Here is a 25259-nt window from a genome sequence, read left to right as displayed (position 1 = left end):
CTCTTCACTCTTAGTTCTTCACCTTTCTTCAACTGTTGTTCGTTGTTCACTGTTACTTATTCACTGTTTCTCTTCACTCTTAACTATGTTTTTTAATCTTTAATCTTTTACCTATCTTTTAAAACCGGAGATCCTTCGTTGCACTCAAGGATGACGTAAGCAGTAATCTTAGACCAATAAAAGCAGTATAATCACTGCAGGAGGTCATTCTGAACGAAGTGAAGAATCTCTATTAAAGCCCCTAAAGCTCGAACCCAACAACTCTTCACTCTTCACTTTTCTTAAAACCAGAGATCATTCGATAGTTAAGTTAACCCTGCCCGTCTCACCCTTAAACTACAAAGGGTACACGGCAGGACGACCCAAGGGTCGATTGTGAATCGTGAATTGTGAATTGTAATTACATTATATATTATTTTTATTCTTTGTAAAACTATCAATTTTTTCAATTAATTGTTTTAAGTTCTCTAACGGGTTCTTTTTGACATGATATTTAATTGAAGGAGAATTAGATAAATCAAAGGATATTTTATCTCCATAATTAGTTGATAAAAAATGTATTAGCTTCAAGGACAGGTTCTCTGTCGATACAAAATCAATCTTTATATACCTTTCAGTTTGGCTTATATTCTTGATATTATTTTTATTAGCAATTGATTTTATATACGAAATATCCATTAAATTTTTAACTCCACTGGGTATATCTCCAAATCTGTCTATAAGTTCATCAAGGAGTTCTCCATAATCATCTAAATTTTCGATGGAAGCTATCTTTTTGTAAATTTCAATTTTCTGTTCCTCATCTTCAATAAATTTCTTAGGTATAAAACCATCAACTTTAATATCTATTGAAGTTTCTATGGTTTCTGCAACCTTCTCTCCTTTTAAAGTCCTTATGGTCTCAGACAAAAATTTCATATATAAGTCATACCCTATTGATTCGATATGCCCATGTTGCTCTATTCCAATTAGATTTCCAGCACCTCTTATCTCCAAATCTCTCATCGCTATCTTAAATCCGGAGCCAAATTCTGTAAACTCTTTAATTGCTCTTAATCTTTTTTCAGCAATTTCCGTTAATACTTTGTCTTTTTCATAAACAAAATATCCATAAGCCAATCTATTTGTTCTGCCAACACGACCTCTCAATTGATATAATTGTGATAATCCCATTTTGTCAGCATCATATACAATTATCGTATTCACATTCGGAATGTCCAATCCGGTTTCTATAATAGTAGTACAAACCAACACGTCCTGCTTTTTATTTAGAAAGTCCATCATAACTCTTTCCAATTGTCTTTCTGCCATCTGCCCGTGAGCCACTACAAAACTAGCTTCCGGAACTAAAGCTCTAAGCCTGGAAGCAATTCTATCAATTGTCTCCACTCTGTTATAAACAAAATAAACCTGCCCGTCTCTTGCAATCTCTTTAAGTATTGCATCTCTGATTATCTCTTCATTGAATTCAACCACATAGGTTTGAATCGGATATCTTTCCTCCGGAGGTTCTTCAATTACAGACATATCTCTTATACCCGCTAAAGACATATGCAAAGTCCTGGGAATTGGTGTAGCTGTTAATGTCAATACATCAACATTTGCTTTAAGTTTCTTTAACGTTTCTTTATGTTTAACTCCAAAACGTTGCTCCTCGTCAATAATAAGTAATCCCAAATCCTTAAATACTACATCCTTTGATAATAATCTATGGGTTCCAACAACTATATCTATAGAACCTTTTTTAATCTCTCCAATAGATAATTTTTGTTCTGCTGAACTTCTAAATCTGCTCAGTAAAGCAACCCTAATAGGAAAACTTCCAAACCGTTCCATTATTGTATTATAATGCTGTTGGGCTAGTATTGTTGTAGGTACCAGAATTGCTACCTGTTTGTTATCCATCAATGCCTTAAAAGCTGCTCTTAATGCAACTTCGGTTTTTCCATAACCTACATCACCACATAACAATCTGTCCATGGGTTTTTCTTTTTCCATGTCCTTCTTAATCTCATCAGCAGTTATAAGCTGTCCTTCAGTTTCTTCATATGGGAATAAATCTTCAAATTGCTTTTGCCATACAGTATCGGGATTAAAGGAGTATCCCTTCATGCTTTCTCTTTTAGCATAGAGATTTAACAAATCAATTGCCATATCTTCAACGGCTTTTTTTGCTCTTTCCTTGGTTTTTTTCCATTCAGTGCTGCTCAATTTACTTAATTTAGGTTTTGCATTATCAGAACTAATATATTTTTGAATTAAATTCATTTGGTCAATAGGTAAATATAGTTTATCCTGACCTCCATACTGAATCTTTAAATAGTCTTTTTTAATTCCTTGAATATTTAATTGCTCAATTCCCTCATACCGACCAATGCCATGATTTTCATGTACTACAAGATCACCTATACTCAAATCGGAAAGGGCAAGAGCTGATTGTTTCTGTTCCTTTTTGGCTTTTCTTTTCTTCTTTCCTACTCCAAATACTTCCTTATCTCCAATTACCATAAATTTTAAGGTGGAATATTCAAAACCTGATTTGAGAGTTCCCGGCGTGATAAAAACTTGACCTGATTTTATTTCAGCATTTGTGTCTTCCACAAAACTGGATTCTATGTTCATATCTATTAGGCTTTTTTTAAGCCTTTTACCTCTTTCCTCAGATCCGGCTTGAATTATAATCTTATATCCTCGATATTTATAATCTTTTAAATCCTCCTTCAATAGCTCCATCTTTGATTGATAGGAAGGTACGGATTTAGATGGGAAGTTGTAAATTGCCTTTGGATTAAAATTGGAGTCTCCTTTTATTAGAGCGCTATTGGTAATACATACCATTTCCTTAATAATTGGCAATAAATCTCTATAATCATAATTAATATTTATATGCGCGGATAAAACTTCCTTTGATTCAAATAAATCCGTATATTTTTGATTAAAGTCTATTTTAATATTCCGGGACCTTTCATCAACCCTTTTAGGTTCATCAATAAATATCAACGCATTTGTCTTTAAATAGGAAATAATGCTTCCCATATATTCATCAGAAATATATGGGATTAACAAATCTCTATTAGGTATAAATTCCCCTTCTTTTAACAGTTCAAGATAGTGTTCAAACTTTTCATGATTATCTTTTGATTTCTTTAAATCCTTTTCAAGACCATTAATAATACCATTTTTGAATTCATCAACAATCAAAATTTCCTTAACCGGAGGAATCTTAACCTTATTAACTACATTTAGCGATCTTTGAGTATTTATGTCAAAAGCCCTTATTGAATCAATTTCATCATCAAACAACTCAACTCTATAGGGATCCTTGCTATTTGGCGGAAAGAAGTCAATAATCCCCCCGCGAACGCTAAATTGTCCTATCCCTTCTATCATCGGAACTCTCTCATATCCTCCATCTATAAGTGCAATCATTAGCTTTTGCAAGTCCAATTGTTTACCGTATTCTAGAGTTATTGTATATTTACTGACTATATCTTTGTCTAAAACTTTATCCAATAAAGCATCCAATGATGTTACAATAATTAAATCTTCATTATCCATTAACCTAGACAAAACAGTGAGCCTTTGGTGTGTGCTTTCAGAACTAAAGGCATCCACATCATAGAACAATATTTCCTTCTTAGGAAAAAGTTCAATATTGCCGGTTAAGTTTCTTATATCATCATATATGTCTCTGCTCCTTACCTCATCATAAGTAATTATCAGCAATTGACGCCCCAGATGCTCATTTAAGGCATAAGTAAAATGACCTAAGTTCTCATCTATAATCCCGTATGTAGCTATAGGGGACTTATTTCTTTCTACGTCATTTATTAAATTTTTATATGAATCTAAGTTTTTTAGTGGGTCTATTAAAAAATTAACCATTTTACTTAACTCCTCTAACACCTTAAGCCCAGGTTTAGTCCTGGGCTATATGTGTTCTTATATTATATTTATTCATTGCTTGATTTATACCTTCTTTGATTGACATCTCAACAGCTTCCGCTGCATTTAGTATGCTTACATCCATGTCCAACCTTTCACCTTTGGAAAATCTGCTTAATACAAAATCTGCTAAATCTTCATCTTCTTCTTTTTTACCTATTCCAATTCTTACCCTGGGAAAATCATCCCTTTGCAAATGATATATAATTGATTTCATTCCATTGTGACTTCCTGCACTTCCTTTTAACCTAATCCTTACAGAGGCAAAGTCAATATCTACGTCATCAACTACTACTAATATATTTTCTATGGGGACCTTATAGAATTGATAGATTTCCCTTACTGCAACTCCGCTATTGTTCATATAGGTTTGAGGTTTAACCAATAGGACTTTTTCACTTCCAATGATTCCTTCTCCGAAAACCGACTTAAACTTTATCTTATTCAGCTTAATATTGTTCCTATTTGCTAAAACATCTATTGTATCAAAGCCTACATTATGCCTTGTCTTGGAATAATCTTTCCCAGGGTTGCCCAGCCCTATTACAATAAACAAATAATCAACTCCTTGAGATAAAACTATCCTATTCATTAAGTTGAACCGGATTAATCAAATAATATACTAACCGATTCATCTTCATTAATTCTTCTAATGGATTCTGCCAATAAGGGTGCTACGCTTACAACTTCAATTTTATCTATTTTTTCATTTAAAGGTATGGTATCTGTAATAATAAATTTCTCTATTTCCGAGTTCATTATTCCATCAATAGCAGATCCTGATAGCACTCCATGAGTTGCACAACCATATACTTTTTTAGCACCATAATCCTTTAGTACACTGGCTGCCTTGACTATAGTCCCTGCAGTATCTATTATATCATCGACTAATACAACATCCTTTCCGTCTATATCTCCAATAACATTCATCACCTCGGAAACATTAGCTTTTGGCCTTCTCTTTTCAATGATTGCTATAGGTAAATCCAATATATTAGCAAATGTTCTTGCACGAGTTACTCCACCTAAATCAGGGGAAACTATAACGGAATTTTTGTCTATAAAGCCTTTACAATAATTAGCCAATATCGTTATGGCTGATAAATGGTCTACGGGGATATCAAAGTATCCTTGAATTTGCGCGGCATGTAAATCCATTGCTACAACTCTGTCAGCACCTGCTACTTGAATTAAATCTGCAACCAGTTTCGCGGTAATAGGTTCCCTAGCTTTTGCTTTTCTATCCTGTCTTGCATATCCATAATATGGTATAACCGCGTTAATTCTACCTGCTGAAGCTCTCTTACAAGCATCAATTAAAATCAAAGTCTCCATAAGGTTATCATTAACAGGTGCACACGTAGGTTGAATAATAAATACATCTGCCCCTCTTACTGTTTCTTTGATGCTAACACTTATTTCCCCATCGCTGAAACGATTAACCTCGCTGATGACCATTTCAACTCCTAACTCTTCGCATATTCTGGTAACTAACTCCCTGTTTGCATTACCTGATAGGACCCTAATCCCACCCAAACATAAATTCATTGCCATTTCCTCCTATTTAGTTATTTACGCTTTTTAAATCCTTTTTTTTCAACCCATCCTTCTTTATTGACTTGATGAGCCCTTGCTATGGAAAGATCACCTTCCTCTACATCTTTTGTAATGGTTGAACCCGCAGCAATATAACCCCAATCTTTGATTAAAACAGGTGCAACTAAATTTGAATTGCTTCCCAAAAATGCATGATCTCCTACAATTGTCTTGAATTTCTCTCTTCCATTGTAGTTAACAAATATCACACCGCAACCTACATTAACGCATTTCCCAACTTGGGCATCCCCTATATAAGCTAAATGACCTGCCTTGGAATTATCCATTATCGTAGCCTTTTTAACCTCTACAAAGTTACCAATCTTTACATTTTGTCCTAAATGAGAATCGGGTCTCAAATGAGAATAAGGTCCTATATGGCAATCATATCCAACTGTGCTTGATTCTATAACCGAAGACTCAATATATACCCGGTCTAAAATTTGGCTGTCGGTAATTCTGGTATTTCCTCTTATTATACAATCTTCACCTATAATTGTATTGCCTTCAAGAGTAACCCCCGGATAAATAATTGTATCAGAACCTATTGTTACATCCTCTTCTATATATGTGTTATCAGGGTCAATAATAGTAACACCATCCAGCATTAATTTCTCATTAATTCTTTTTTGTATAACTTTTTCACAGAGCGCCAATTGTGACCTAGAATTGACACCATAAACTTCTATGGGATTATCAATCACAAAGACGCCGACCTTATACTCCTCATCATTTAAAATTCTAATAACATCGGTTATATAATATTCATTCTGTGAATTATAATTTTTTAATTTACCCAATGCATATTTTAAAGCTCTCCCACTGAAACTATACATGCCTGAATTTATTTCATTTATTTCTTTTTCAAAAGTCGTGGCATCTTTATCTTCTACAATCTTTGAGATATTTCCTTCATCATCTCTTATTATTCTACCATAACCTTCCGGATTTTCAAAAATTGCAGATAATACTGTAGCGTCAAAATTTCCCGTTCTATGGAAATCTAATAGTTTCCTTACTGTTTCTTCAGTAATCAACGGAGTATCTCCATATAAGATAATCACTATAGAGTCATCGGAAATTTCATCAATTGCCTGCATTACCGCAAAGCCTGTCCCATAAGGCGCATCTTTACTAATCGGCTGGGTTTTGAAAATTAATGAACTATCTTTAAAATATTCCTTAACGATTTCAGCACCGTGACCAACAACTACTATGTTTTTGTCAACATTTATTCTATTACAAGAATCGATCACATATTCCAGTAGTGGCTTACCGCAAATTTTGTGCAGTATCTTAGGTATCTTAGATTTCATCCTAGTGCCTTCACCTGCAGCCAAAGTTACAGAAATAATCATAATTAACACCTCTTCTTATAAGTCTTATATTAATATTTTAACCCATTTTCATTATAAGTCTACAACAAATTACATATAATAATATAAAATATTAATTCACAATAACTTTCAATTCACAATTCACAGTTCACAATTCACAATTATTAGGGTCGAGCTTTAGGGGCTTTAATAGAGATTCTTCACTTCGTTCAGAATGACCTCCTGCAGTGATTATACTGCTTTTATTGGACTAAGATTACTGCTTACGTCATCCTGGATCTCCGGCTTTAAAAGATATGTAAAAGATTAAAGCTTAAAAAACATAGTGAAGAAGTAAGAGCTAAGAGTAAAGAGTTGCTGGGGTCGAACTTTAGAGTCATTAAAAAGAAAGGTAAAAAACTACTGGAAGTATGCAAATAGAGGGTTAAATGTAAAAAGACCCTTTAGGGGTCCTCTTACTCGGTGGCAAGACTTTTTTCATATTCAACGAAAATAGCCTCTTGAATCTTTTGCCTAGTGGTAGCATTGATAGGGTGAGCAATGTCTCTGAATTCACCATCTGCCATTTTTCTACTTGGCATAGCAATAAATAATCCATTTTGTCCCTCAATAATTTTGATATCGTGTACAACAAATTCATCATCGAAGGTGACGGATACTATTGCTTTCATTTTTCCCTCTTCGGTTACTTTTCTTACCCTAACGTCTGTAATCTTCATTGTCTAATCACCACCTTATCCTTGAAGTATTGGAATTATAAATCTTATATACTTTATTCTCCAAAGAATTACCAAAATCCTTCTTTTTTTGAAAAATAATTTAAATTTTTGTATAAAAGTTCTCATATTTGTTATTTTATTTTATTTTTGATATGATATAATCTATCAGTGGTGTTAATCTAACCTGTGAATACTATAATATTGATACAATTTGGCTATAATATAATTGAATATATAATATAGGAGGAAAAAAATGTTTGAATTTTCCATAATGGATAAGAAATATAAACATATACATTTTATAGGCATCGGTGGAATTAGCATGAGTGGGCTTGCCGAAATACTTTTGTCAAACAACTATAGGGTGAGCGGATCGGACTCAAAGGATAGTTCGGTCGTTGAAAGGCTGAAAACTTTAGGAGCCCAAATTTACATAGGACATAGTATAGAAAATATCAAGGGTGCAGATTTAATAATATATACCGATGCAATATCAATGGATAATGTAGAATTAATAGCAGCTAAAAATTCTAATGCAAATTTAATTGACAGGGCTACTTTTTTGGGAGCCATAATGAAAAACTATATCAATTCTATAGCAGTATCCGGTACTCATGGTAAAACCACTACTACCAGTATGATTGCAACTATAACCAACCATGCCAATTTAAATCCTACAGTATTGTTGGGAGGAATACTTGATGATATCGGAGGTAACGTTAGATTAGGCAGTTCTAAATATATTGTTACTGAAGCATGTGAATATAAAGCAAATATACTTAAATATTTTCCCACTATGGCAATTATCTTAAATATCGATGAAGATCATTTGGATTACTTTAAAAATATTGATCATATTGTAGATACATTTGTAGGCTATGTACAAAATCTTGATAAAGAAAGTTTCCTAGTGATAAATAATGATGATGCACATACAGATATAATTATAGACCATACTGATGCAAAGGTAATAACCATAGGAATCGATAAAGATTCAGATTATAAGGCAGAAAACATAAAATTTACTGAAGAAGGTTTCCCAACATTTACTCTTAATATTAAGAATAAAGAATATCACAATATTTCCTTAAGTATAATGGGTGTCCACAATATTTACAACGCATTAGCAGCCATAGCGGCAACTCATACCTATGGTTTACCAATTAAAACAATAGCTGAGTATTTAAAGAAGTATAAAGCAGTACACAGAAGATTAGAACTAAAAGGTTATTTAAATGAAGTTAAAATAATAGATGATTATGCTCATCATCCCACAGAAATAAGAGCATCATTAAAAGCTATTGAAAATACTGCTGAAGGGAATATATATTGCATATTTCAACCTCATACCTTCACAAGAACTAAAATTCTATTGGATAGTTTTGCTAATGCCTTTGACGGAGTATATAAGGTCATTATTCCTGATATTTATGCAGCGAGAGAAAGAGATAATGGAGATATTCATTCAAGGGATTTAGTAAATGAAATAAATAAAAAAAGTTCTAATGCAATTTATTTATCTACATTTGAAGAAATTGAAGAATATTTGTTACAAAAAGTTCAAGGAAAAGACATTATAGTCACTATGGGTGCAGGAAATGTGTATCAAGTTGGTGAATCAATTTTAAAACATGTGAAAAAAAGAGAAGCGGTTTAAAAGATAGGTAAGAGGTAAGTAGACTTGATAAGACCATTATGAGAATTATCAAGTCCTTTCATTTTGTAGTATTAATTATTCACCACATTATAAATTTCTTCTACCAACTTCATAACTTCAGATTTATTATAAATAAAATATGAGAATAGCTTTCTATTGTATATTCTTGATTCAGCTTCTCCGGGAAGAGTCGAAAAATGCATGTTATCTTCATCTATTCCAATAGCATCTCTCCCATATCCTATGGCATCAAGCAAATTAACATCGGTTTTTACATGTTTAAAACCACTTATTATAATATTAACCAAATTGTCTTTTACCTTGGCTGCCAAGGATTTTATTATTTGCTGTTGAGCTTTTACCCTCCCTAAGTCGCCATCAATATATCCTTTATTTCTATTGTCCTTACGCCATCTTATAAAATCCAATGCCTTTTTCCCATCTAATACCTGCCTGCCCTTTTTTAAATCAATATATACAGGTGGATCTGCAGTATGGTCTTCATATTTCATATTTCGAGGTATATCTACCTCTACCCCGCCTACTAAATCTATAATATTTCTAACTCCTTTATAGTCTAAAATTATATGATGGTGAATTGGAATATCTCCAAGTATATAGGACACCGTCCTTTTTACTCCTTCAATACCGTGATCATTATACACGCTGTTTATTTTACGTTCTTCTCCCCTGTTATGACCCTTTCTATGAACATAAGTATCTCTTGGTATTGAAATCATATCTATATTTTTAGTATCCTTATTGAAAGATGCAAAGATTATTGTATCGGTTCTCACATCTTCCATACCCACTATCAAAAAATTAACCCTTGAACTCAATTCTTTAGCTTCTTCAAGGGATGTAAATGTTTTATCTTCCTTAGCTTCGGTTTTAATTTTTGATAATATAATATCTGGAATATTTTCAGCCTGATAAAACCCAAAGTCATAGTTATCCTTCACACTTAGTCCTTGGTCTTTGATATATGAAAACCCTCCTAAATAATACGCAACAATAAAAAATAAAAAAGATACAATAAACACTTTTATAAAAGTCTTCAAAATAAAAAACCTCCCTAGAAAACTTAAGTCTATTGTATCCACATTTAATAATTTATATTATACTATAGTTAAAATTAATATTGATAAAAGCCTCTTTTAGTTTTCCTTCCCAATAGATTGCCCCGTACCATCTTTCTTAGAAGAGGATGAGCTCTATACTTTGTGTCCCCAAATTCTTTGTACAATACATCCATAATTGCCAAACATACATCCAGTCCAATTAAATCAGCTAAAGCCAAAGGCCCCATAGGATGGTTTGCTCCAAGCTTCATAGCTTCATCAATGTCTTCCTTAGTAGCAACACCATCTGCCAGTATTCCAACTGCTTCATTAATCATTGGAATCAATATCCTATTAACAACAAATCCGGGTGCCTCTTGTACTTCTACCGGTGTTTTTCCCACTTCTTTAGATATTTTTATTATTCTTTCTTTTGTTTCATCAGATGTTGCTATCCCTTTTATAACTTCCACCAGTTTCATAAGAGGAACCGGATTGAAAAAGTGCATTCCTATTACCTTATCCGATCTTCTGGTAACGTTTGCAATTTCGCTAATTGAAAGAGATGAGGTATTTGTAGCCAGAATAGTATTTTCTTTACATATATTATCTAACTTTTTAAAAATCCCTTTCTTTATTTCCATATCCTCAGATATGGCTTCTATTATCAAATCACAATCTCTTAAACTATTTAAATCGTTCACAATTTCAATATTGCTTAAAGTGATGTTCATATGTTCTTCAGTTGTTTTTCCTTTTTGCACAAGTCTATCCAAAACTCTCTCGATAGGTTTAACACTTTGTCTGGGATTAGTTTCATCCAACGATCTAACCCACATCAATACTTCATATTCTTTTTCAGCAAATATTTGTACTATTCCCAAAGCCATAGTACCTCTGCCTAATATACCAATTTTTCTCATAGGCACCTCCATTATTTTAAATTAAAACTTGGTGTACGACTTTCCAGAAATGCAATCATTCCTTCTTTTTGGTCTTCAGTATCAAAACATTTTACAAAAAGTTCCTTTTCTATTTCCATTCCTGCTTCAATGTCTTGCCCAAATCCCCTATTTATAGCTTCTTTAGCATATCTTACAGATATCTGCCCTTTTGTGACAATCTTAGAAGCTATATTAAATGCCTCGGGCATTAGATAATCATGGTGAACTACCTTGTTTACCAATCCAATTTTTTCGGCTCTTTTAGTATCAATAACCTCCCCCGTAAAGATTAACTCCTTGGCAACAGAGCTTCCTACCAATCTTGTAAGTCTTTGTGTACCCCCAAATCCGGGTATAATGCCAAGACCTACTTCAGGCTGACCAAATTTAGCTTTTTCAGAAGCTATCCTTATGTCGCAAGAAAGACAAAGTTCACATCCACCACCTAAAGCAAAACCGTTAACTGCTGCAATAGTTGGTATTTTTAACAATTCAACCTTTCTAAATAAATTCACTCCTTTATTTGCAAAAGATCTTGCTTCATCAGAATTAAAATCTTTCATCTCACCAATGTCAGCTCCTGCAATAAATGCCTTACCTGAACCGGTGAAAATCAATACGTAGAGATCACCATCCCTTTCTATGGAGTCAATCGCATCATTTAGCTCATCCAGCAAGTTTGAATTTAAAGAATTTAATACATCCGGTCGATTGATAGTCAATAACCCTATTTTCCCCTCCTTGGTCAATAAAACATTTTCATAAGTCATAAAATACCCCCCTTTCTAAATTCACAATGCACAATGCACAGTTCACAATCGACCCTTGGGTCGTCCTGCCGTGTACCCTTTGTAGTCTAAGGGTACACGGCAGGATTAACTTAACTATCGAAGGATCTCCGGTTTTAAGATAGTGAAGAACTAAGAGTGAAGGATTTCTGTCACATTTATGGTTTTGAAGCAGATTCATTAAGTATTTAGATTTTGCCCAAAAGTTTAAACATATTCTTCTTATATTCCTCAACTCCCGGCTGATCAAAAGGATTAACTCCTAAAAGGTATCCCGACATAGCACATGCCTTTTCGAAGAAATATATTAATTTACCAAAATAAAATTCATTTAATTCCGGTACATTTATTACAATATTTGGGACATTGCCCTTCACATGAGCATTTAAAGTTCCTTCAAATGCCTTTTTATTTATAAAGTCCAAAGTTTTTCCATCCAGATAATTTAAACCATCCAAATTATCCTCATTTTTCTTAAACATTAAATCCTTTTTAGGTTTATCGATAATTATATTTGTCTCAAATATATTTCTGCGTCCGTCTTGTATCAATTGCCCTAAAGAATGTAAATCAGTGGTAAAGTTTGCACTTGCGGGATAAATTCCCTTTCCGTCTTTGCCTTCCGATTCACCGAAAAGCTGTTTCCACCACTCTCCTAAATAAAATAATGAAGGTTCATAGTTTACTAAGATTTCTATTTCTTTGCCCTTTCTATATAGGATATTCCTAATTGCCGCATATTTATAACTTATGTTTTTATCTAAATCATGATTCGAGTATTCTTCCATTCCGGAGTAACAACCTGACATAAGCTCGTCTACATCAATACCTGCAACTGCTATCCCTAATAAACCCACAGGTGTAAATATAGAATATCTCCCTCCTACATCGTCAGGAATAACAAATGTTTCATACCCTTCAATTTCTGCCAGTTTTCTCAATGCTCCCTTTTGTTTGTCCGTTGTCGCATATATTCTACCTTTGGCATTTTCTTTGCCGTATTTATTTTCCATATATTCCTTAAATATTCTAAATGCAATGGCAGGTTCTGTAGTCGTTCCGGATTTAGATATTACATTGATACTTATATCTTTATCTTTTATAACATCCATTAATTCTATGTAATAGGTACTGGAAATATTGTTCCCTACAAAATAAATCTCCGGAGTTCTATTCCCATTTTTCGATACCAAGTTGTAAAACGAATGAGTCAATGCTTCCACACATGCTCTGGTTCCCAGATAAGAACCACCTATCCCGATAATTATAAACACATCAGAATCGTCTCTTATTTTCTCGGCTGCTCTCTTAATCCTTTTAAATTCTTCATCATCATAATTTTTTGGCAAGTCAATCCACCCCAGGAAATCACTGCCTGCACCTGTTTTTAAGTGAAGTTGATTGTGATTCAATTCAATTGATGCTTTTAAATTATTCAGCTCATTTTCCACAATAAAACTATTCGCAAAATCCAATTTTATATCCATTAAATTTCCCCCATTCGATAAAAAACCTAGAAAAATTTCTAGGTTTATTTTAAAACTTCCATTAACACAAGGGCGAAATCATCTTTTTGATCTCCCCAATTATGTTGAATAATCCTATTATCAATTTCAGCCAATAAATCCATAGGATCTTCTTTTATTATATCAATTACTCCTTCTACTCCAAATTCATTACCTTTAGAATCTTTTGCCTCAGTTATGCCATCAGTGTAAAGAAGTATCCTGTCATGTTTATTTAACTTAACATATCTTTCTTCATATTGTATTTCATCAAATAACAATGTTATTGGATGTCCCTTAATTTCCAATAATTCCAATCGATTATCATTATATTTGATCGGAATACAATTGTGCCCTGCATTAGCAAACTTAAAAGTATGATTGTTTTTATTATATACACCATAAAAAATTGTAAAATATTTGTCAGGCTCTAAGCCCAAAACCGAAAATCTTCTATGAAGTTCAGTTAATACTACAGATGGGCTAAGTATATCATCCTTTATAGAACGCATTGTTTGTCTAATAAACATAGTCATCATAGATGCAGCTACTCCATGTCCTGCTACATCGCTTATATATATACCTATATTTTCGTCGTCAATATAAAATATATCAAACATATCACCACTTAAGAGCCCTGATGCTTTATATATATAATCAATCTTTATATTCTGAACAAAACCCTTTCTGGGTAATATTCTTTCCTGTATTCTCTTTGCAAACTCTAAATCATCAATCATTTTCTTATTTTTATCAATAAGTTCAAGCTCAAGTCTTCTTTCCCTTGTAACATCTCTAAAAACCTCGACAGAAGCGATGATTTCATCCTCACTATTTACCAGCGGAGAGCTTTTAACAGAATAATACCTTCCATTTATAGTTTGTTCCTTTTGTATAATTTCACCGGATAACAAAGTTCTATTGCATATACAAAATTCGCATTTTTCTTCATTGTCCAGCATCTCATAACATTTCTTCCCAACTATATCGTTGCCCAAAACTTTTCTCATAGGTTTATTTGCATAAATAATATTGTTTTCTTTATCCACTACCCTAACCCAATCTACCATGCCATCTAAAATGGAATAATCTAATATCCCTAAACTTCTTATGTTTTGTGCCAAAGAATAATTATCTCTTTTTAACATTATATCACCTATATTGTTAATATATTAACATTTTTTTAAATTTTACCTTACATCATCCCTTTGTACAACCATTGTATAATATAATCCCAAAAAATACTATAGAAAAATTAGATTACTTAGCATAAAATTTAATATTTAACTTCTATCTGATTATTCTCCAGATACCTTGCCATAGCATATAGCGTATCTGAAAGTCTATTGACATATTTTAATACCAATGGATCCACATAGCTAATATTGGATAGAGATATTATCCTTCTTTCAACTCTTCTGCAAACAGTCCTTGCCACATGCAAATATGAAGATTTTTTGCTACTTCCTGGAACAATAAAACCTGTAGGGTTATTCAATTTACCCATATATAAATCTATAAGGCTCTCCAGATTTGATATATCTTCATCTAATATATGGTGTTTCACCTTATTTTCATCCTCAGTGGCCAAATTCGTAGCTACAGTAAATAATTTATTTTGTATATCTTGGATTTGATTATATATAGTTTCATCTTCTACATAATTTTTAGCCAGCCCTAGAAAAGAACCTAATTCATCCACAGTACCATAGCTTTCAACTCTTATATCATCCTTTGATACTCTAACATTATCGAATAATGATGTAGTGCCTTTATCCCCGGTTTTTGTATAAATATTCATTCTCTCACCTCTTCTAAATATTTTTCGTAGGTTTCGGCCCGTAATATTGATAATAGTCCACTTCTATTCTGCCGTTATATAGTTTTCTTTTCCTATCTGCCTTCATTCCATATTTTTTTTCAAAGCTCTTATCCGAAGTTATTACATATATAGACCATGTTTTCAACTTTCTGAACTTTTCCCCAAAATCAACATATAGCTTTGTAATTTCTTCTTTGTCGCCTACTCTTTCCCCATAAGGTGGATTAGTTATAATTACCCCATATTCATCATTTAAATCCACATCCCTCATATCCTTCATAAAAAAAGTAATATCATCCGATAAACCCAAATTAGCTGCATTGTCCCTTGCCCGCAATATGGATCTTTTGTCTATGTCACAACCCATTATTTGTAATTTTGCATTATTATCTATTGCATTAAATGCATCCTGCCTAGCTATAGTCCAATATTCTCTGTCAATTATCTTCCAACCTTCTGATGCAAAATGTCTATCCAGTCCGGGTGCTATATTTTTACCTATCATTGCTGCCTCAATGGGTATTGTGCCGGATCCACAGAAAGGATCAAGGAGTACTCTGTCTTTATTCCAATAGCTTAAAAGAATCATTGCAGCAGCCAAAGTTTCCTTAATAGGAGCATCCCCTGCTCTGTTTCTGTATCCTCTTTTATGAAGGCCCTCTCCTGATGTATCTATGGTTAATGTTGCAATATCCTTAAGAAGCGAAACTTCAATTACATATTTGTCTCCTGTTTTTTTAAACCATTCCACATCATATTTAGTTTTTAATTTTTCCACTATTGCTTTTTCAACTATTCTTTGACAATCCGAAATGCTAAAGAGCTTAGAATCTATACTTTTCCCTTCAACAACAAAATTGCCATCTTCAGGAATCCACTCTTCCCAAGGAAGCACTTTTGTATTTTGAAACAGCTCTTCAAAGGATAGTGCTTTAAATTGACCCATTTTCAGTAATATTCTATCAGCGGTTCTCATCCATATATTTGTTCTCGGTATATCCTTTAATGCGGCTTTAAATTCTATCTTTCCATTTTCAACTTTCAAATCATTATATCCTAAATTCAGCAGTTCTCTTTTAGCAATTGCTTCCAATCCAAATGTGGTGGTTGCAATCAATTCAATTTTATCCATAGTACGTTCACTCCTTAATTTGCTAATTATATTATACTCTATTGTGAATGTTTTTAGTGTAAAATCTTGAGTAATATTATATTTATAGGGTATGAAAATAAAAGAATATGAAAAATAATATTATTTAAAAGGAGGAATTGTCAATGAAAAGTATCGGTTCTTTATATCAAAGCGGAGATTGGAAGGGCGAAAAACACGTACCTGTTATCCACGCTCCTGAAAATGTTAAAGCCGGAGAAGATATTGAAATTAAAGTATTAGTCGGTGAAGAAATCCCACACCCAAATACATTAGAGCATTACATAGCATGGATTAAGGTATATTTCTTGCAAGATGGAAATAAATTCCCAGTTGAAATCGGCTCCTATACCTTCCAAGCTCATGGTGAAAGCGAAATATATACGCAGCCCTTTGTATCAGCTAAATTTAAAGCTTCAAAATCCGGTACAATAATTGCGACCAGTTATTGTAATATTCACGGACTCTGGGAAAATAGCGTAGAGTTGAAAGTAGAATAACATCCTTTAAAATGGTATTTGACTTTCTTTTGATTATATACTAAAATAAATTAACCATATAAAAACTATGAAGACTACAGTAGATAATGCTAATTTTTGACAGAGAGTAGACTGGGGTGAAAGGTCTAAATATAAGAATTATCGAATTACAAGTTCTGAGTTTCAAGTTTACTTGGCGATTATCACACGTTACGTGACTTAAGGCTTTATGCAAATTAAGGTGGTACCACGGGTTATTTCTCGTCCTTAGACGAGTAATAGCCCTTTTTAAATTGAAATTGCAAATTGAAAGGAGTTGATACTATGAGAAATGTATTTGATGTTTTAGAAGAAAGGGGTTTTATAGACCAAGTAACACATGAAGAAGAGTTTAGAGAACTTTTGGGTAAAGAGTCCATAACCTTTTATATAGGCTTTGATGCTACTGCTGACAGTTTAACACTTGGACATTTCCTTCAGATAATGGTAATGATGCATATGCAAAGGGCCGGGCACAAACCCATTGCATTGCTGGGCGGCGGAACTACAATGATTGGTGACCCATCAGGTAAAACCGATATGAGAAAAGTAATGACAAAAGAGATGATTGATTACAATGCAAGCAGGTTTAAAGAACAGTTATCTCATTTCCTTGATTTTAGTGAAGGAAAGGCGCTAATCTTAAATAATGCTGATTGGCTTTTAGATTTAAACTTCGTTAAATTCATGAGAGAAATAGGAGTTCATTTTTCAGTAAACAGAATGTTGACATTTGATTGCTATAAAAATAGGATGGAAGAGGGTTTAACCTTTTTTGAATTTGGATATATGTTGATGCAATCCTATGACTTCCTATATCAATACAGGAATTACAATTGTATAGCTCAGCTGGGCGGAAGCGATCAATGGTCAAATATCCTAGGAGGCTATGAACTTATCCGAAAATTGGAAAAGGGCAATTCTTACGGAATGACATTTAAATTGTTGACTACAGCATCTGGTACTAAAATGGGAAAAACTGAAAAAGGTGCAATTTGGCTTGATCCAAATAAGACTCCACCTTATGAGATGTACCAATATTTAAGAAATACAGATGACAGAGACGTGGAAAAATTCTTAGGTCTTTTAACTTTCCTTCCTATGGATGAAGTGAAAAGACTCGGAGCTTTAGAGGGAGCAGAGATAAATAAGGCAAAAGAAGTCTTAGCTTTTGAAGTTACAAAATTGATTCATGGTGAAAAAGAAGCAAATAAAGCTCAACAGGCAGCTAAAGCATTGTTCGCCGGTGGTACAGAAGAAGGATCTATTCCGACAACAGAAATAGAAAAATCTATATTTGATGATGGAATAGGCATCATCGACCTTTTAAGAAAAACAGGGCTCATCAAAACCAACAGTGAAGGTCGTAGATTGATTGAACAAGGCGGAATCACTATTGACGATATAAAGGTTGAAACAACTGACAAAAAAATTACTTTAGATGACTTTAACGAAGGAAAGATTTTAATAAGAAAAGGCAAGAAAATCTATCATCAAGTAAAATGCAAATAATGTTCTAAAATATACAGGTATGAATTTACCTGTATATTTTTTTCAATGTATACATGTTTAAGGATAATTTGGGTATATAATATTTTGCAAGTGCTATTATTATATAGTATTTTTATTTATATTAAATCATACTATTTTAGTATACTTATAAATAGGGAGGGATATTATGAATACAACATTAGAAGTCATTATTAATGTAATAATTATGTTAGCCATTGTATATGGATTGATTCTTTTAAAGAAAAGAAATGTCTCATTTACAGTAAGGGTATTATTGGCAATGGCATTGGGTATAGTATTTGGAGCAGTGCTTCAATTAATTTTTGGTGCTTCATCAGCTGTTGTAAAACAGTCCAATAGTTGGTTTGCAATTATAGGGACAGGTTATGTTAGGCTACTTAGAATGATAGTCATACCTCTAATCTTCGTTTCCATTACGAGTGCAATCATAAATCAAAATTCTAAGAACTTAGGCAAAATGGCAACTCAGATAATAGCGATACTATTGATTACTACGGCAATAGCAGCATTTGTAGGTGCCGGGACTGCAAGCATATTCAACTTATCTGCTGAAGGAATGCAAATTGGAGAAGCAGAACAAAATGCCGGTTCAAACCTTGAAACAAGACTTGAAGATTATCAATCGAAACCTATGCAAGAGCAAATTGTAGAGATTATACCAACAAATCCTTTTTATTCCATGACAGGTCAAGGCAGCTCCTCTACGTTATCCGTTGTAGTATTTGCAGTGGCCATTTCATTGGCAACCATAGGCATTAGAAAAAGCAAGCCTGAATCGGCAGAAAATTTTACTAAACTTATTCAGACACTTCATGATGTAGTAATGCGACTTGTGACCATGATCTTGAGACTTACACCTTTTGGAGTATTGGCACTTATGACAACTATGGTTTCAACAAGCAATTTTTCAGAAATATTGAGGTTGATTAAATTTGTTATAGCATCTTATGTTGCATTGGCTATAGTATTTGTAATACACTTAATAATATTGGTGATATTTGGATTGAACCCAGTCACCTATGTAAGAAAAGCGGCAACACCATTGATGTTTGCTTTCACTTCAAGATCGTCAGCAGGCGCATTACCAATCAATATTGAAACGCAAATAGAAAAGCTCGGAGTATCCAGTGGTCATGCAAATCTATCTGCTTCACTCGGAACAAGTATTGGTCAAAATGGCTGTGCAGGAGTTTATCCGGCAATGCTTGCGGTCATGATAGCTCCAACACTTGGAATCAACCCTATGGCTCCTGCCTTTTTAATTAAACTAATAATTGTAACAGCATTTTCATCATTTGGTATTGCAGGTGTGGGTGGAGGAGCAACATTTGCAGCGTTAACAGTTTTGTCTGCTATGGGATTGCCTGTTGGGTTGGCAGGATTATTGATAGCTATTGAACCTCTTATTGACATGGGTCGTACACTAGTGAATGTAAGCGATTCAATGGTAGCAGGACTTGTATCCAGCAAGATGATGGGTGAATTGAACATGGAAGTTTATAATTCTAATATAAAAATAGAAGAGTAAACGGAGGGATAACATGAAAGTAATATTGGATCAAAAAGCAGTAAAATTTATTAAGAACAAAGGAAGTAATGCTATTACACTTTGGCTGGAAGGTTGCTCTTCTTGAGGCGTAGGCGAACCTCAACCATCAGTTAGGATGGGAAAACCTGAGGAAGTTTTAGATGATTTCGATAAATACGATTCTGATGGAATCGAAATATATGTAAGATGTGATGTTCAAGCTAAAAACGATGAATTGAAGGTCAAATATTCGAAAATTCTGTGGAATGAAAAACTTATAGTAGAAGGAATGTTATTTTAAATTTTTAGGGGTGGTTAATCACCCCTAATTTACATATCAGCTAACTTCTGCACTATTCCTTAAAATCCTTATTTCTTCAGCATAACCATCTAAATCATTGGGAGTTTCTAAATTGAATGGGAGTTTATTTAATTTAGGATGGTTAACTAGCTTTATAATTGTGTCCAAGCCTATACTTCCTTTGCCAAGCTTTTCATGTCTGTCTTTTTGACTATGAAATGGATTTTTACTGTCATTTATGTGTATTGCGTATAGTTTATCTAAACCTATAATTCCATCAAACTCATCTAAAACTCCATCCAAATCATTTACAATATCATAGCCTGCATCATAGATATGGCATGTATCAAGACAAACCCCTATTTTCTCAGAAAGTTTAACTCCGTCCAATATTTGTTTCAATTCTTCAAATGTACGTCCTATTTCAGTACCTTTACCTGCCATGGTTTCCAATAAAACAATAGTTCTCTGATCTTTTTTCAATATGTCATTAAGTAAACTTACTATATACTTTATTCCAATACCAACACCCTGCCCTACATGACTGCCGGGATGAAAATTATAATAGTTATGAGGTAAATATTCCATTCTTTTTAAATCATCCTCCATAACCATCCTTGCAAACTCCCTAGTTTCAATCTTATCCGAACATGGATTGAGCGTATATGGGGCATGAGCAACAATTTTTCCAAAATTATTTTCTCTCATTATTTTTAACAATTCCTCCACATCCTTCGGATCTATGTCCTTAGCCTTGCTGCCCCTCGGATTTCTGGTAAAAAACTGAAATGTATTCGCACCTATACGTATCGCGTCCTTTCCCATGGATTCAAAGCCTTTGGATGTAGACAAATGACAACCTATTGTAAGCATTTTTCCCTCCGTTAATTTTATATTTCAATAAGTTTAATTATCATACTAAAAAATTTTATCTAGAGCTTCCTTTAATGTTTTTGCTTCTTCATCTGAAAGGGTTGTTCCTTTGCCGACCTTTCCTTCTTCATGATTCCAATCTCTAATATCATATTTAGCTGCACGTAAGTTCCAGCTTACTTTGTTTAACTCCTTAGTCCAATCTCCTCTTTCAGACAATACTGCAATTTTTTCTACTATTTCATATTTTATTTCTGCCATATTTGAGCTCCTTTTCTAATTTATCCTTTGCAAATCCGGCTAAGTTATTCATTACGATTGTTGTTTCTGTATAACTAATCTTTACATACAATAGCTTTTCTCAATCTCTTAAGTCCTTCTTCCAACAATGCCCTTGGGCATGCATAGTTAATCCTTAAAAACCCATCTCCACCTAGCCCAAACCATGAACCGCCGTCAAACCCCACTTTGCCTTTTTTGGCTACTAACTCTTCCAATTTTTTGCCGTCGCTTTCATATTCTCTTAAATCAATCCATCCAAGGTATGTTGCTTGAGGCCTGACTAATTTAGCCTTTGGAAGATTTTCAGCTAAATACTTCTTTATAAACTCTATATTTCCTTCCAGATATTGAAGTAATTGTTCTAACCATTCCTCTCCTTCTCTATAAGCAGTTTCTACTGCAACTATACTCAATGGATTTTGATTTCCAATATTATTGCGCTCTAGTTGTTCTCTATACTTAAGCATCATTTTCCTGTTTGGAATTATAACATTTGAAGCTTGCATTCCAGCTAGATTAAATGTCTTGCTTGGCGCCGTGCAGGTTACAGAGATATTAGCCAAATCATCATCCAAAGAGCCAAACATAATATGTTTGTTTCCGGAGTATACTAAATCATTGTGGATTTCATCTGAGATTATGATTACATCATTGGCTAAGCAAATTTCGCCCATCTTTCTTAATTCTTCTTCAGTCCAAACCCTTGATACCGGATTATGGGGACTGCATAATATAAACATCTTTACTTTTGGATCCTTAATTTTGTCCTCAAAATCGTCGAAATCTATTTCATAAAAATCACCATTATATTTCAGTTCATTAACAACTATATGGCATCCATTGTTTTCAACGGATTTTTTAAATGGATAGTATACCGGCTGCTGAATTAGTACTTTGTCTCCCGGCCTTAAAAGGGCTTGTACTAAATAATTAACTGCCGGAACAATTCCCGGAGTATATTCTATCCATTCTCTTTTAATCTCCCAACCAAAGTGTCTTTTAGTCCAATCTATAATAGCTTGGTAATAGGAATCACTCCTCACACTATATCCGTATATTCCATGTTCTACACGTTTTCTTAGAGCTTCTATGATGGGTTCAGCCACCTTAAAATCCATGTCTGCAACCCAGAATGGCAATGCATCTTCTTCTCCAAACATTTCCCTTAATGTTGCCGGATCCCACTTCGAGGATTCAGTCTTAGTTCTATCAATAATTTCATCAAAATTGTACTTCATTAATACATCCTCCTTTTAATTTAATTCTCCAAATCATATGGTGCATACCTTCACCCCAATAATTTTCAATAAAATAATTAGGTTCTCCAAATTTCTTAGTCCATACTTTTTGAGAGTTTGAATAACCACTGTCCAAGCAAAATTCTTCTATATCTCTATCTATCAAGACACCATAAATGGCATTCAATAGTAGATTACTTATACCTTGTTTTTGGTAATCAGGTCTAACGAAAATAGTTCCTACCTCAAAGAAATCCTTTAACTCCCCATTAGTGCAGTTATCAATCAACTCACTTGATTTACCGTATTCTATGGTCCCAACAATATTCTCTTTATATTCTGCAATTAAAAAATACCTAAGCTTTCCTCCACTTTCAAGGTCATACTGTAAATATTTATTCTTAGTCTGAATTTCTTCTTCAAGGTCATAGATTTCATTTTCAATCCCTTCTTTTATGAAAGTGTCATTTATTACTAATTTGAAAAATTCATGTAATTTTTCCTTATCTTCAGTTTTTGGTCTTCTTATCGTAATGTCTAACAAATTGATCTCTCCAAAGCCTAATATTTTTATTTAAAGCATATGATTGGCTAACATATTTTATATTATAGCATATTTAATGCCAATTACCTTTTTATAACTAATGTGAATTAGCAAATTATTTAAATGGCAATTTCATAATTAGATTATCTTAAGAAATTAAAAAATAAAAATTATATTGTTAATTTTATTATATGATCAATAGGTTTTTAAAACAAGCAAACTAAACATTTATCCTATTTTTTGACTCTTTTTAGAATTGTCAAAAAATAGGACAAAAAAATATATTGTCTAATAGAATATATAAATTATTATAATATAATAAAATTGAGGTAAGATATAATAACTATTATTTTTAATTAGTTTATTATGTTAAATCTAAATTATAAATTTAATTTTATTGTTAAAGAAAGGAGAATATATATGGATTTAACTTACACTGCAGGAAGAAAACTATTCGAAAAGACTATAGATTTCCTTCTAAAGTATCTTAACGATGAAAATCATGACCAAAAAGAGCGCTTACTTAAATTAGTAGATTGGGCACAGACTTTTATGGGTGATATATTTCAAGAGAGGTATTACAATGAAGCAAGAAAACTTATATTAGATGAAGATGGAAAGTGGATGCAATTTCTTGAAACAACTCTTAAAGAAACAGATCCACATGTATTAAAGACACATGCATTAAATCTTGGTTATGAATCATCTCTATATGGACTTAAAAAGATTCACAAAATGAGAGAAAAGCATAATTGTAATGTGCCTTGGGCAATCCTAATGGATCCAACATCTGCTTGTAATCTTCATTGTACAGGGTGCTGGGCAACAGAATATGATAAAGTAAAAAATCTTACCTTTGAAGAAATGGATGATATAATTAATCAAGGAAAAGAGTTAGGTACTCACTTCTATATATTCACGGGCGGAGAACCTCTGGTAAGAAAACACGACATTATAAAGCTTTGTGAAAAGCATAATGATTGTGCATTCCATGCTTTTACAAACGGAACATTAGTTGATGAAAAATTCTGTGAAGATATGCAAAGAGTCGGTAATTTGTCTTTTGCAATAAGTGTTGAGGGCTTTAAAAATTCAAATGACAGTAGAAGAGGCGAGGGTACTTTTGACAAAGTAATGGATTCTATGGATTTACTTAAAGAACATGGATTATTATTCGGTACATCAATATGTTATACAAGCAAGAACTATAAAGATGTAACTTCAGATGAATTTTATGACTTGTTAATTTCAAAAGGTGCAAAATTTTCATGGTACTTCCACTATATGCCAGTTGGAAATGATGCATCCGTTGAGCTGCTACCAAATGCTGAAGAAAGAGAATATGTATATAGACAAATAAGAAAGACAAGAGCTTTAGAGGGTGGAAAGCCTATATTCTTGATGGATTTCCAAAATGATGGTCGAGCTACAAAGGGCTGTATCGCAGGAGGTAAAAATTATTTACACATTAACTCAAATGGCGATGTAGAACCCTGTGTATTTATACACTTTTCCGGGGCAAACATTAGGGATGTGAGTCTGCTAAAGGCTCTCAAACAGCCACTGTTTATGGAATACAAGGAAAAGATGCCTTTCAACGAGAATCATTTTATGCCATGTCCAATGCTCGAAAATCCTGATATTATCGTTGATATGGTCAAGAAAAGCGGAGCAAAATCTACTTATCTGAATTCTCCGGAAAGTGCAGAGGATTTAGCGGCTAAAACTAAACCATATGCTGAGCAGTGGAATGAAAAAGCCGATGAATTATGGGATGAGATATTAGAAGAACAAGCTGAAAAAATAAATAGTTAACAAATATATGTTTATCGTGATTCTCAGATGATTTCTGTTGTAAAAAAGGGCAGACAAGTTCCAATATGATTGTCTGCCTATAGAATCATTATATTCCATTAAA

General features: G+C 33.2%; 22 protein-coding genes and 1 other annotated feature. Of the genes, 6 read left to right on the top strand and 16 right to left on the bottom strand.

The window, feature by feature from the left end; all coding sequences use genetic code 11:
• Positions 1-405: 405 nt before the first annotated feature.
• From mfd to spoVG, 5 genes are all read right to left on the bottom strand, one after another.
• Entirely contained in the window at positions 406-3885 is a 3480-nt protein-coding gene (mfd, locus tag H8707_RS06790; RefSeq protein ID WP_262429374.1) for a transcription-repair coupling factor, read from the bottom strand.
• Positions 3886-3919: 34 nt separating this feature from the next.
• A complete protein-coding gene (pth, locus tag H8707_RS06785; RefSeq protein ID WP_262429413.1) occupies positions 3920-4501 on the bottom strand; it encodes an aminoacyl-tRNA hydrolase in 582 nt (193 codons plus the stop codon).
• A 50-nt stretch (positions 4502-4551) separates the two neighbouring features.
• Complete coding sequence (locus H8707_RS06780; RefSeq protein ID WP_316699613.1) at positions 4552-5493, bottom strand: ribose-phosphate diphosphokinase; 942 nt, start codon at positions 5491-5493, stop codon at positions 4552-4554.
• A gap of 20 nt (positions 5494-5513) precedes the next feature.
• Positions 5514-6899, bottom strand: a complete 1386-nt coding sequence (gene glmU / locus H8707_RS06775; RefSeq protein WP_262429373.1) for a bifunctional UDP-N-acetylglucosamine diphosphorylase/glucosamine-1-phosphate N-acetyltransferase GlmU — start codon at positions 6897-6899, stop codon at positions 5514-5516.
• Positions 6900-7333: 434 nt separating this feature from the next.
• Positions 7334-7597: a septation regulator SpoVG gene (spoVG, locus tag H8707_RS06770; RefSeq protein WP_262429372.1), complete on the bottom strand. Its 264-nt coding sequence runs from the start codon at positions 7595-7597 to the stop codon at positions 7334-7336.
• Between the two features lie 253 nt (positions 7598-7850).
• Here spoVG and murC point away from each other — a divergent pair, with 253 nt between their 5' ends.
• Positions 7851-9254: a UDP-N-acetylmuramate--L-alanine ligase gene (gene murC / locus H8707_RS06765; RefSeq protein WP_262429371.1), complete on the top strand. Its 1404-nt coding sequence runs from the start codon at positions 7851-7853 to the stop codon at positions 9252-9254.
• Positions 9255-9325: 71 nt separating this feature from the next.
• Here the strand turns inward: murC and H8707_RS06760 are convergent, their stop codons facing one another.
• From H8707_RS06760 to H8707_RS06730, 7 genes are all read right to left on the bottom strand, one after another.
• Entirely contained in the window at positions 9326-10315 is a 990-nt protein-coding gene (locus H8707_RS06760) for an LCP family protein (RefSeq protein ID WP_262429370.1), read from the bottom strand.
• A gap of 74 nt (positions 10316-10389) precedes the next feature.
• A complete protein-coding gene (locus tag H8707_RS06755) occupies positions 10390-11238 on the bottom strand; it encodes a 3-hydroxybutyryl-CoA dehydrogenase (RefSeq protein WP_262429369.1) in 849 nt (282 codons plus the stop codon).
• 11 nt (positions 11239-11249) lie between these two features.
• Positions 11250-12029 carry an enoyl-CoA hydratase-related protein gene (locus tag H8707_RS06750; protein WP_262429368.1) on the bottom strand — a complete coding sequence of 260 codons (780 nt, stop codon included), beginning with the start codon at positions 12027-12029 and terminating at the stop codon, positions 11250-11252.
• Positions 12030-12235: 206 nt separating this feature from the next.
• Positions 12236-13534, bottom strand: a complete 1299-nt coding sequence (locus tag H8707_RS06745; RefSeq protein ID WP_262429367.1) for a glucose-6-phosphate isomerase — start codon at positions 13532-13534, stop codon at positions 12236-12238.
• A 44-nt stretch (positions 13535-13578) separates the two neighbouring features.
• Complete coding sequence (locus tag H8707_RS06740) at positions 13579-14700, bottom strand: SpoIIE family protein phosphatase (protein ID WP_262429366.1); 1122 nt, start codon at positions 14698-14700, stop codon at positions 13579-13581.
• A 128-nt stretch (positions 14701-14828) separates the two neighbouring features.
• Positions 14829-15353 carry a cob(I)yrinic acid a,c-diamide adenosyltransferase gene (locus H8707_RS06735; RefSeq protein WP_262429365.1) on the bottom strand — a complete coding sequence of 175 codons (525 nt, stop codon included), beginning with the start codon at positions 15351-15353 and terminating at the stop codon, positions 14829-14831.
• 13 nt (positions 15354-15366) lie between these two features.
• Positions 15367-16506 (bottom strand): THUMP domain-containing class I SAM-dependent RNA methyltransferase, encoded by a 1140-nt coding sequence (locus H8707_RS06730; protein ID WP_262429364.1) that lies wholly within the window; start codon positions 16504-16506, stop codon positions 15367-15369.
• A 143-nt stretch (positions 16507-16649) separates the two neighbouring features.
• Between H8707_RS06730 and H8707_RS06725 the strand changes: the two genes are divergently transcribed.
• From H8707_RS06725 to H8707_RS15165, 4 genes are all read left to right on the top strand, one after another.
• Entirely contained in the window at positions 16650-17024 is a 375-nt protein-coding gene (locus H8707_RS06725) for a class II SORL domain-containing protein (RefSeq protein WP_262429363.1), read from the top strand.
• Positions 17025-17082: 58 nt separating this feature from the next.
• Positions 17083-17275: a binding site (T-box leader), on the top strand.
• 52 nt (positions 17276-17327) lie between these two features.
• The gene (gene tyrS, locus H8707_RS06720; RefSeq protein ID WP_262429362.1) at positions 17328-18554 is read left to right on the top strand and encodes a tyrosine--tRNA ligase; all 1227 of its coding nucleotides are present in this window, start codon (positions 17328-17330) and stop codon (positions 18552-18554) included.
• 166 nt (positions 18555-18720) lie between these two features.
• Entirely contained in the window at positions 18721-20103 is a 1383-nt protein-coding gene (locus H8707_RS06715) for an L-cystine transporter (RefSeq protein WP_262429361.1), read from the top strand.
• A 13-nt stretch (positions 20104-20116) separates the two neighbouring features.
• Positions 20117-20404 (top strand): CC/Se motif family (seleno)protein, encoded by a 288-nt coding sequence (locus H8707_RS15165; RefSeq protein WP_316699611.1) that lies wholly within the window; start codon positions 20117-20119, stop codon positions 20402-20404.
• 36 nt (positions 20405-20440) lie between these two features.
• Here H8707_RS15165 and H8707_RS06705 read toward each other — a convergent pair whose 3' ends face one another.
• From H8707_RS06705 to H8707_RS06690, 4 genes are all read right to left on the bottom strand, one after another.
• Positions 20441-21277 carry a deoxyribonuclease IV gene (locus H8707_RS06705; protein WP_262429359.1) on the bottom strand — a complete coding sequence of 279 codons (837 nt, stop codon included), beginning with the start codon at positions 21275-21277 and terminating at the stop codon, positions 20441-20443.
• 45 nt (positions 21278-21322) lie between these two features.
• The gene (locus H8707_RS06700; protein ID WP_262429358.1) at positions 21323-21538 is read right to left on the bottom strand and encodes a YdbC family protein; all 216 of its coding nucleotides are present in this window, start codon (positions 21536-21538) and stop codon (positions 21323-21325) included.
• 74 nt (positions 21539-21612) lie between these two features.
• The gene (locus tag H8707_RS06695; RefSeq protein ID WP_262429357.1) at positions 21613-22797 is read right to left on the bottom strand and encodes a MalY/PatB family protein; all 1185 of its coding nucleotides are present in this window, start codon (positions 22795-22797) and stop codon (positions 21613-21615) included.
• Entirely contained in the window at positions 22781-23341 is a 561-nt protein-coding gene (locus H8707_RS06690) for a GNAT family N-acetyltransferase (RefSeq protein ID WP_262429356.1), read from the bottom strand. The genes H8707_RS06695 and H8707_RS06690 overlap by 17 nt, the downstream gene beginning before the upstream one ends.
• Positions 23342-23761: 420 nt before the next feature.
• Here H8707_RS06690 and H8707_RS06685 point away from each other — a divergent pair, with 420 nt between their 5' ends.
• Positions 23762-25156 (top strand): radical SAM protein, encoded by a 1395-nt coding sequence (locus H8707_RS06685; RefSeq protein WP_262429355.1) that lies wholly within the window; start codon positions 23762-23764, stop codon positions 25154-25156.
• The last annotated feature ends 103 nt before the right edge of the window (positions 25157-25259 follow it).

It is taken from the genome of Paratissierella segnis, from assembly GCF_014385195.1.
Classification (GTDB): domain Bacteria; phylum Bacillota; class Clostridia; order Tissierellales; family Tissierellaceae; genus Paratissierella; species Paratissierella segnis.
Note: the sequence above shows the minus strand (reverse complement) of the source record. Positions and strands in the feature narration are given on the sequence as shown.

Excerpts from the sequence above, each read along its gene's own strand:
- H8707_RS06685 (WP_262429355.1), top strand. The coding sequence starts at position 23,762 with ATGGATTTAACTTACACTGCAGGAAGAAAACTATTCGAAAAGACTATA.
- H8707_RS06735 (WP_262429365.1), bottom strand. The coding sequence starts at position 15,353 with ATGAATATTTATACAAAAACCGGGGATAAAGGCACTACATCATTATTC.
- murC (WP_262429371.1), top strand. The coding sequence starts at position 7,851 with ATGTTTGAATTTTCCATAATGGATAAGAAATATAAACATATACATTTT.
- H8707_RS06780 (WP_316699613.1), bottom strand. The coding sequence starts at position 5,493 with ATGAATTTATGTTTGGGTGGGATTAGGGTCCTATCAGGTAATGCAAAC.
- H8707_RS06700 (WP_262429358.1), bottom strand. The coding sequence starts at position 21,538 with ATGGCAGAAATAAAATATGAAATAGTAGAAAAAATTGCAGTATTGTCT.
- H8707_RS06745 (WP_262429367.1), bottom strand. The coding sequence starts at position 13,534 with ATGGATATAAAATTGGATTTTGCGAATAGTTTTATTGTGGAAAATGAG.
- H8707_RS06730 (WP_262429364.1), bottom strand. The coding sequence starts at position 16,506 with ATGGATAAAATTGAATTGATTGCAACCACCACATTTGGATTGGAAGCA.
- spoVG (WP_262429372.1), bottom strand. The coding sequence starts at position 7,597 with ATGAAGATTACAGACGTTAGGGTAAGAAAAGTAACCGAAGAGGGAAAA.
- H8707_RS06705 (WP_262429359.1), bottom strand. The coding sequence starts at position 21,277 with ATGCTTACAATAGGTTGTCATTTGTCTACATCCAAAGGCTTTGAATCC.
- glmU (WP_262429373.1), bottom strand. The coding sequence starts at position 6,899 with ATGATTATTTCTGTAACTTTGGCTGCAGGTGAAGGCACTAGGATGAAA.
- mfd (WP_262429374.1), bottom strand. The coding sequence starts at position 3,885 with ATGGTTAATTTTTTAATAGACCCACTAAAAAACTTAGATTCATATAAA.
- H8707_RS06755 (WP_262429369.1), bottom strand. The coding sequence starts at position 11,238 with ATGAGAAAAATTGGTATATTAGGCAGAGGTACTATGGCTTTGGGAATA.
- H8707_RS06715 (WP_262429361.1), top strand. The coding sequence starts at position 18,721 with ATGAATACAACATTAGAAGTCATTATTAATGTAATAATTATGTTAGCC.
- H8707_RS06750 (WP_262429368.1), bottom strand. The coding sequence starts at position 12,029 with ATGACTTATGAAAATGTTTTATTGACCAAGGAGGGGAAAATAGGGTTA.
- H8707_RS06695 (WP_262429357.1), bottom strand. The coding sequence starts at position 22,797 with ATGAAGTACAATTTTGATGAAATTATTGATAGAACTAAGACTGAATCC.
- H8707_RS06740 (WP_262429366.1), bottom strand. The coding sequence starts at position 14,700 with ATGTTAAAAAGAGATAATTATTCTTTGGCACAAAACATAAGAAGTTTA.
- H8707_RS06725 (WP_262429363.1), top strand. The coding sequence starts at position 16,650 with ATGAAAAGTATCGGTTCTTTATATCAAAGCGGAGATTGGAAGGGCGAA.
- tyrS (WP_262429362.1), top strand. The coding sequence starts at position 17,328 with ATGAGAAATGTATTTGATGTTTTAGAAGAAAGGGGTTTTATAGACCAA.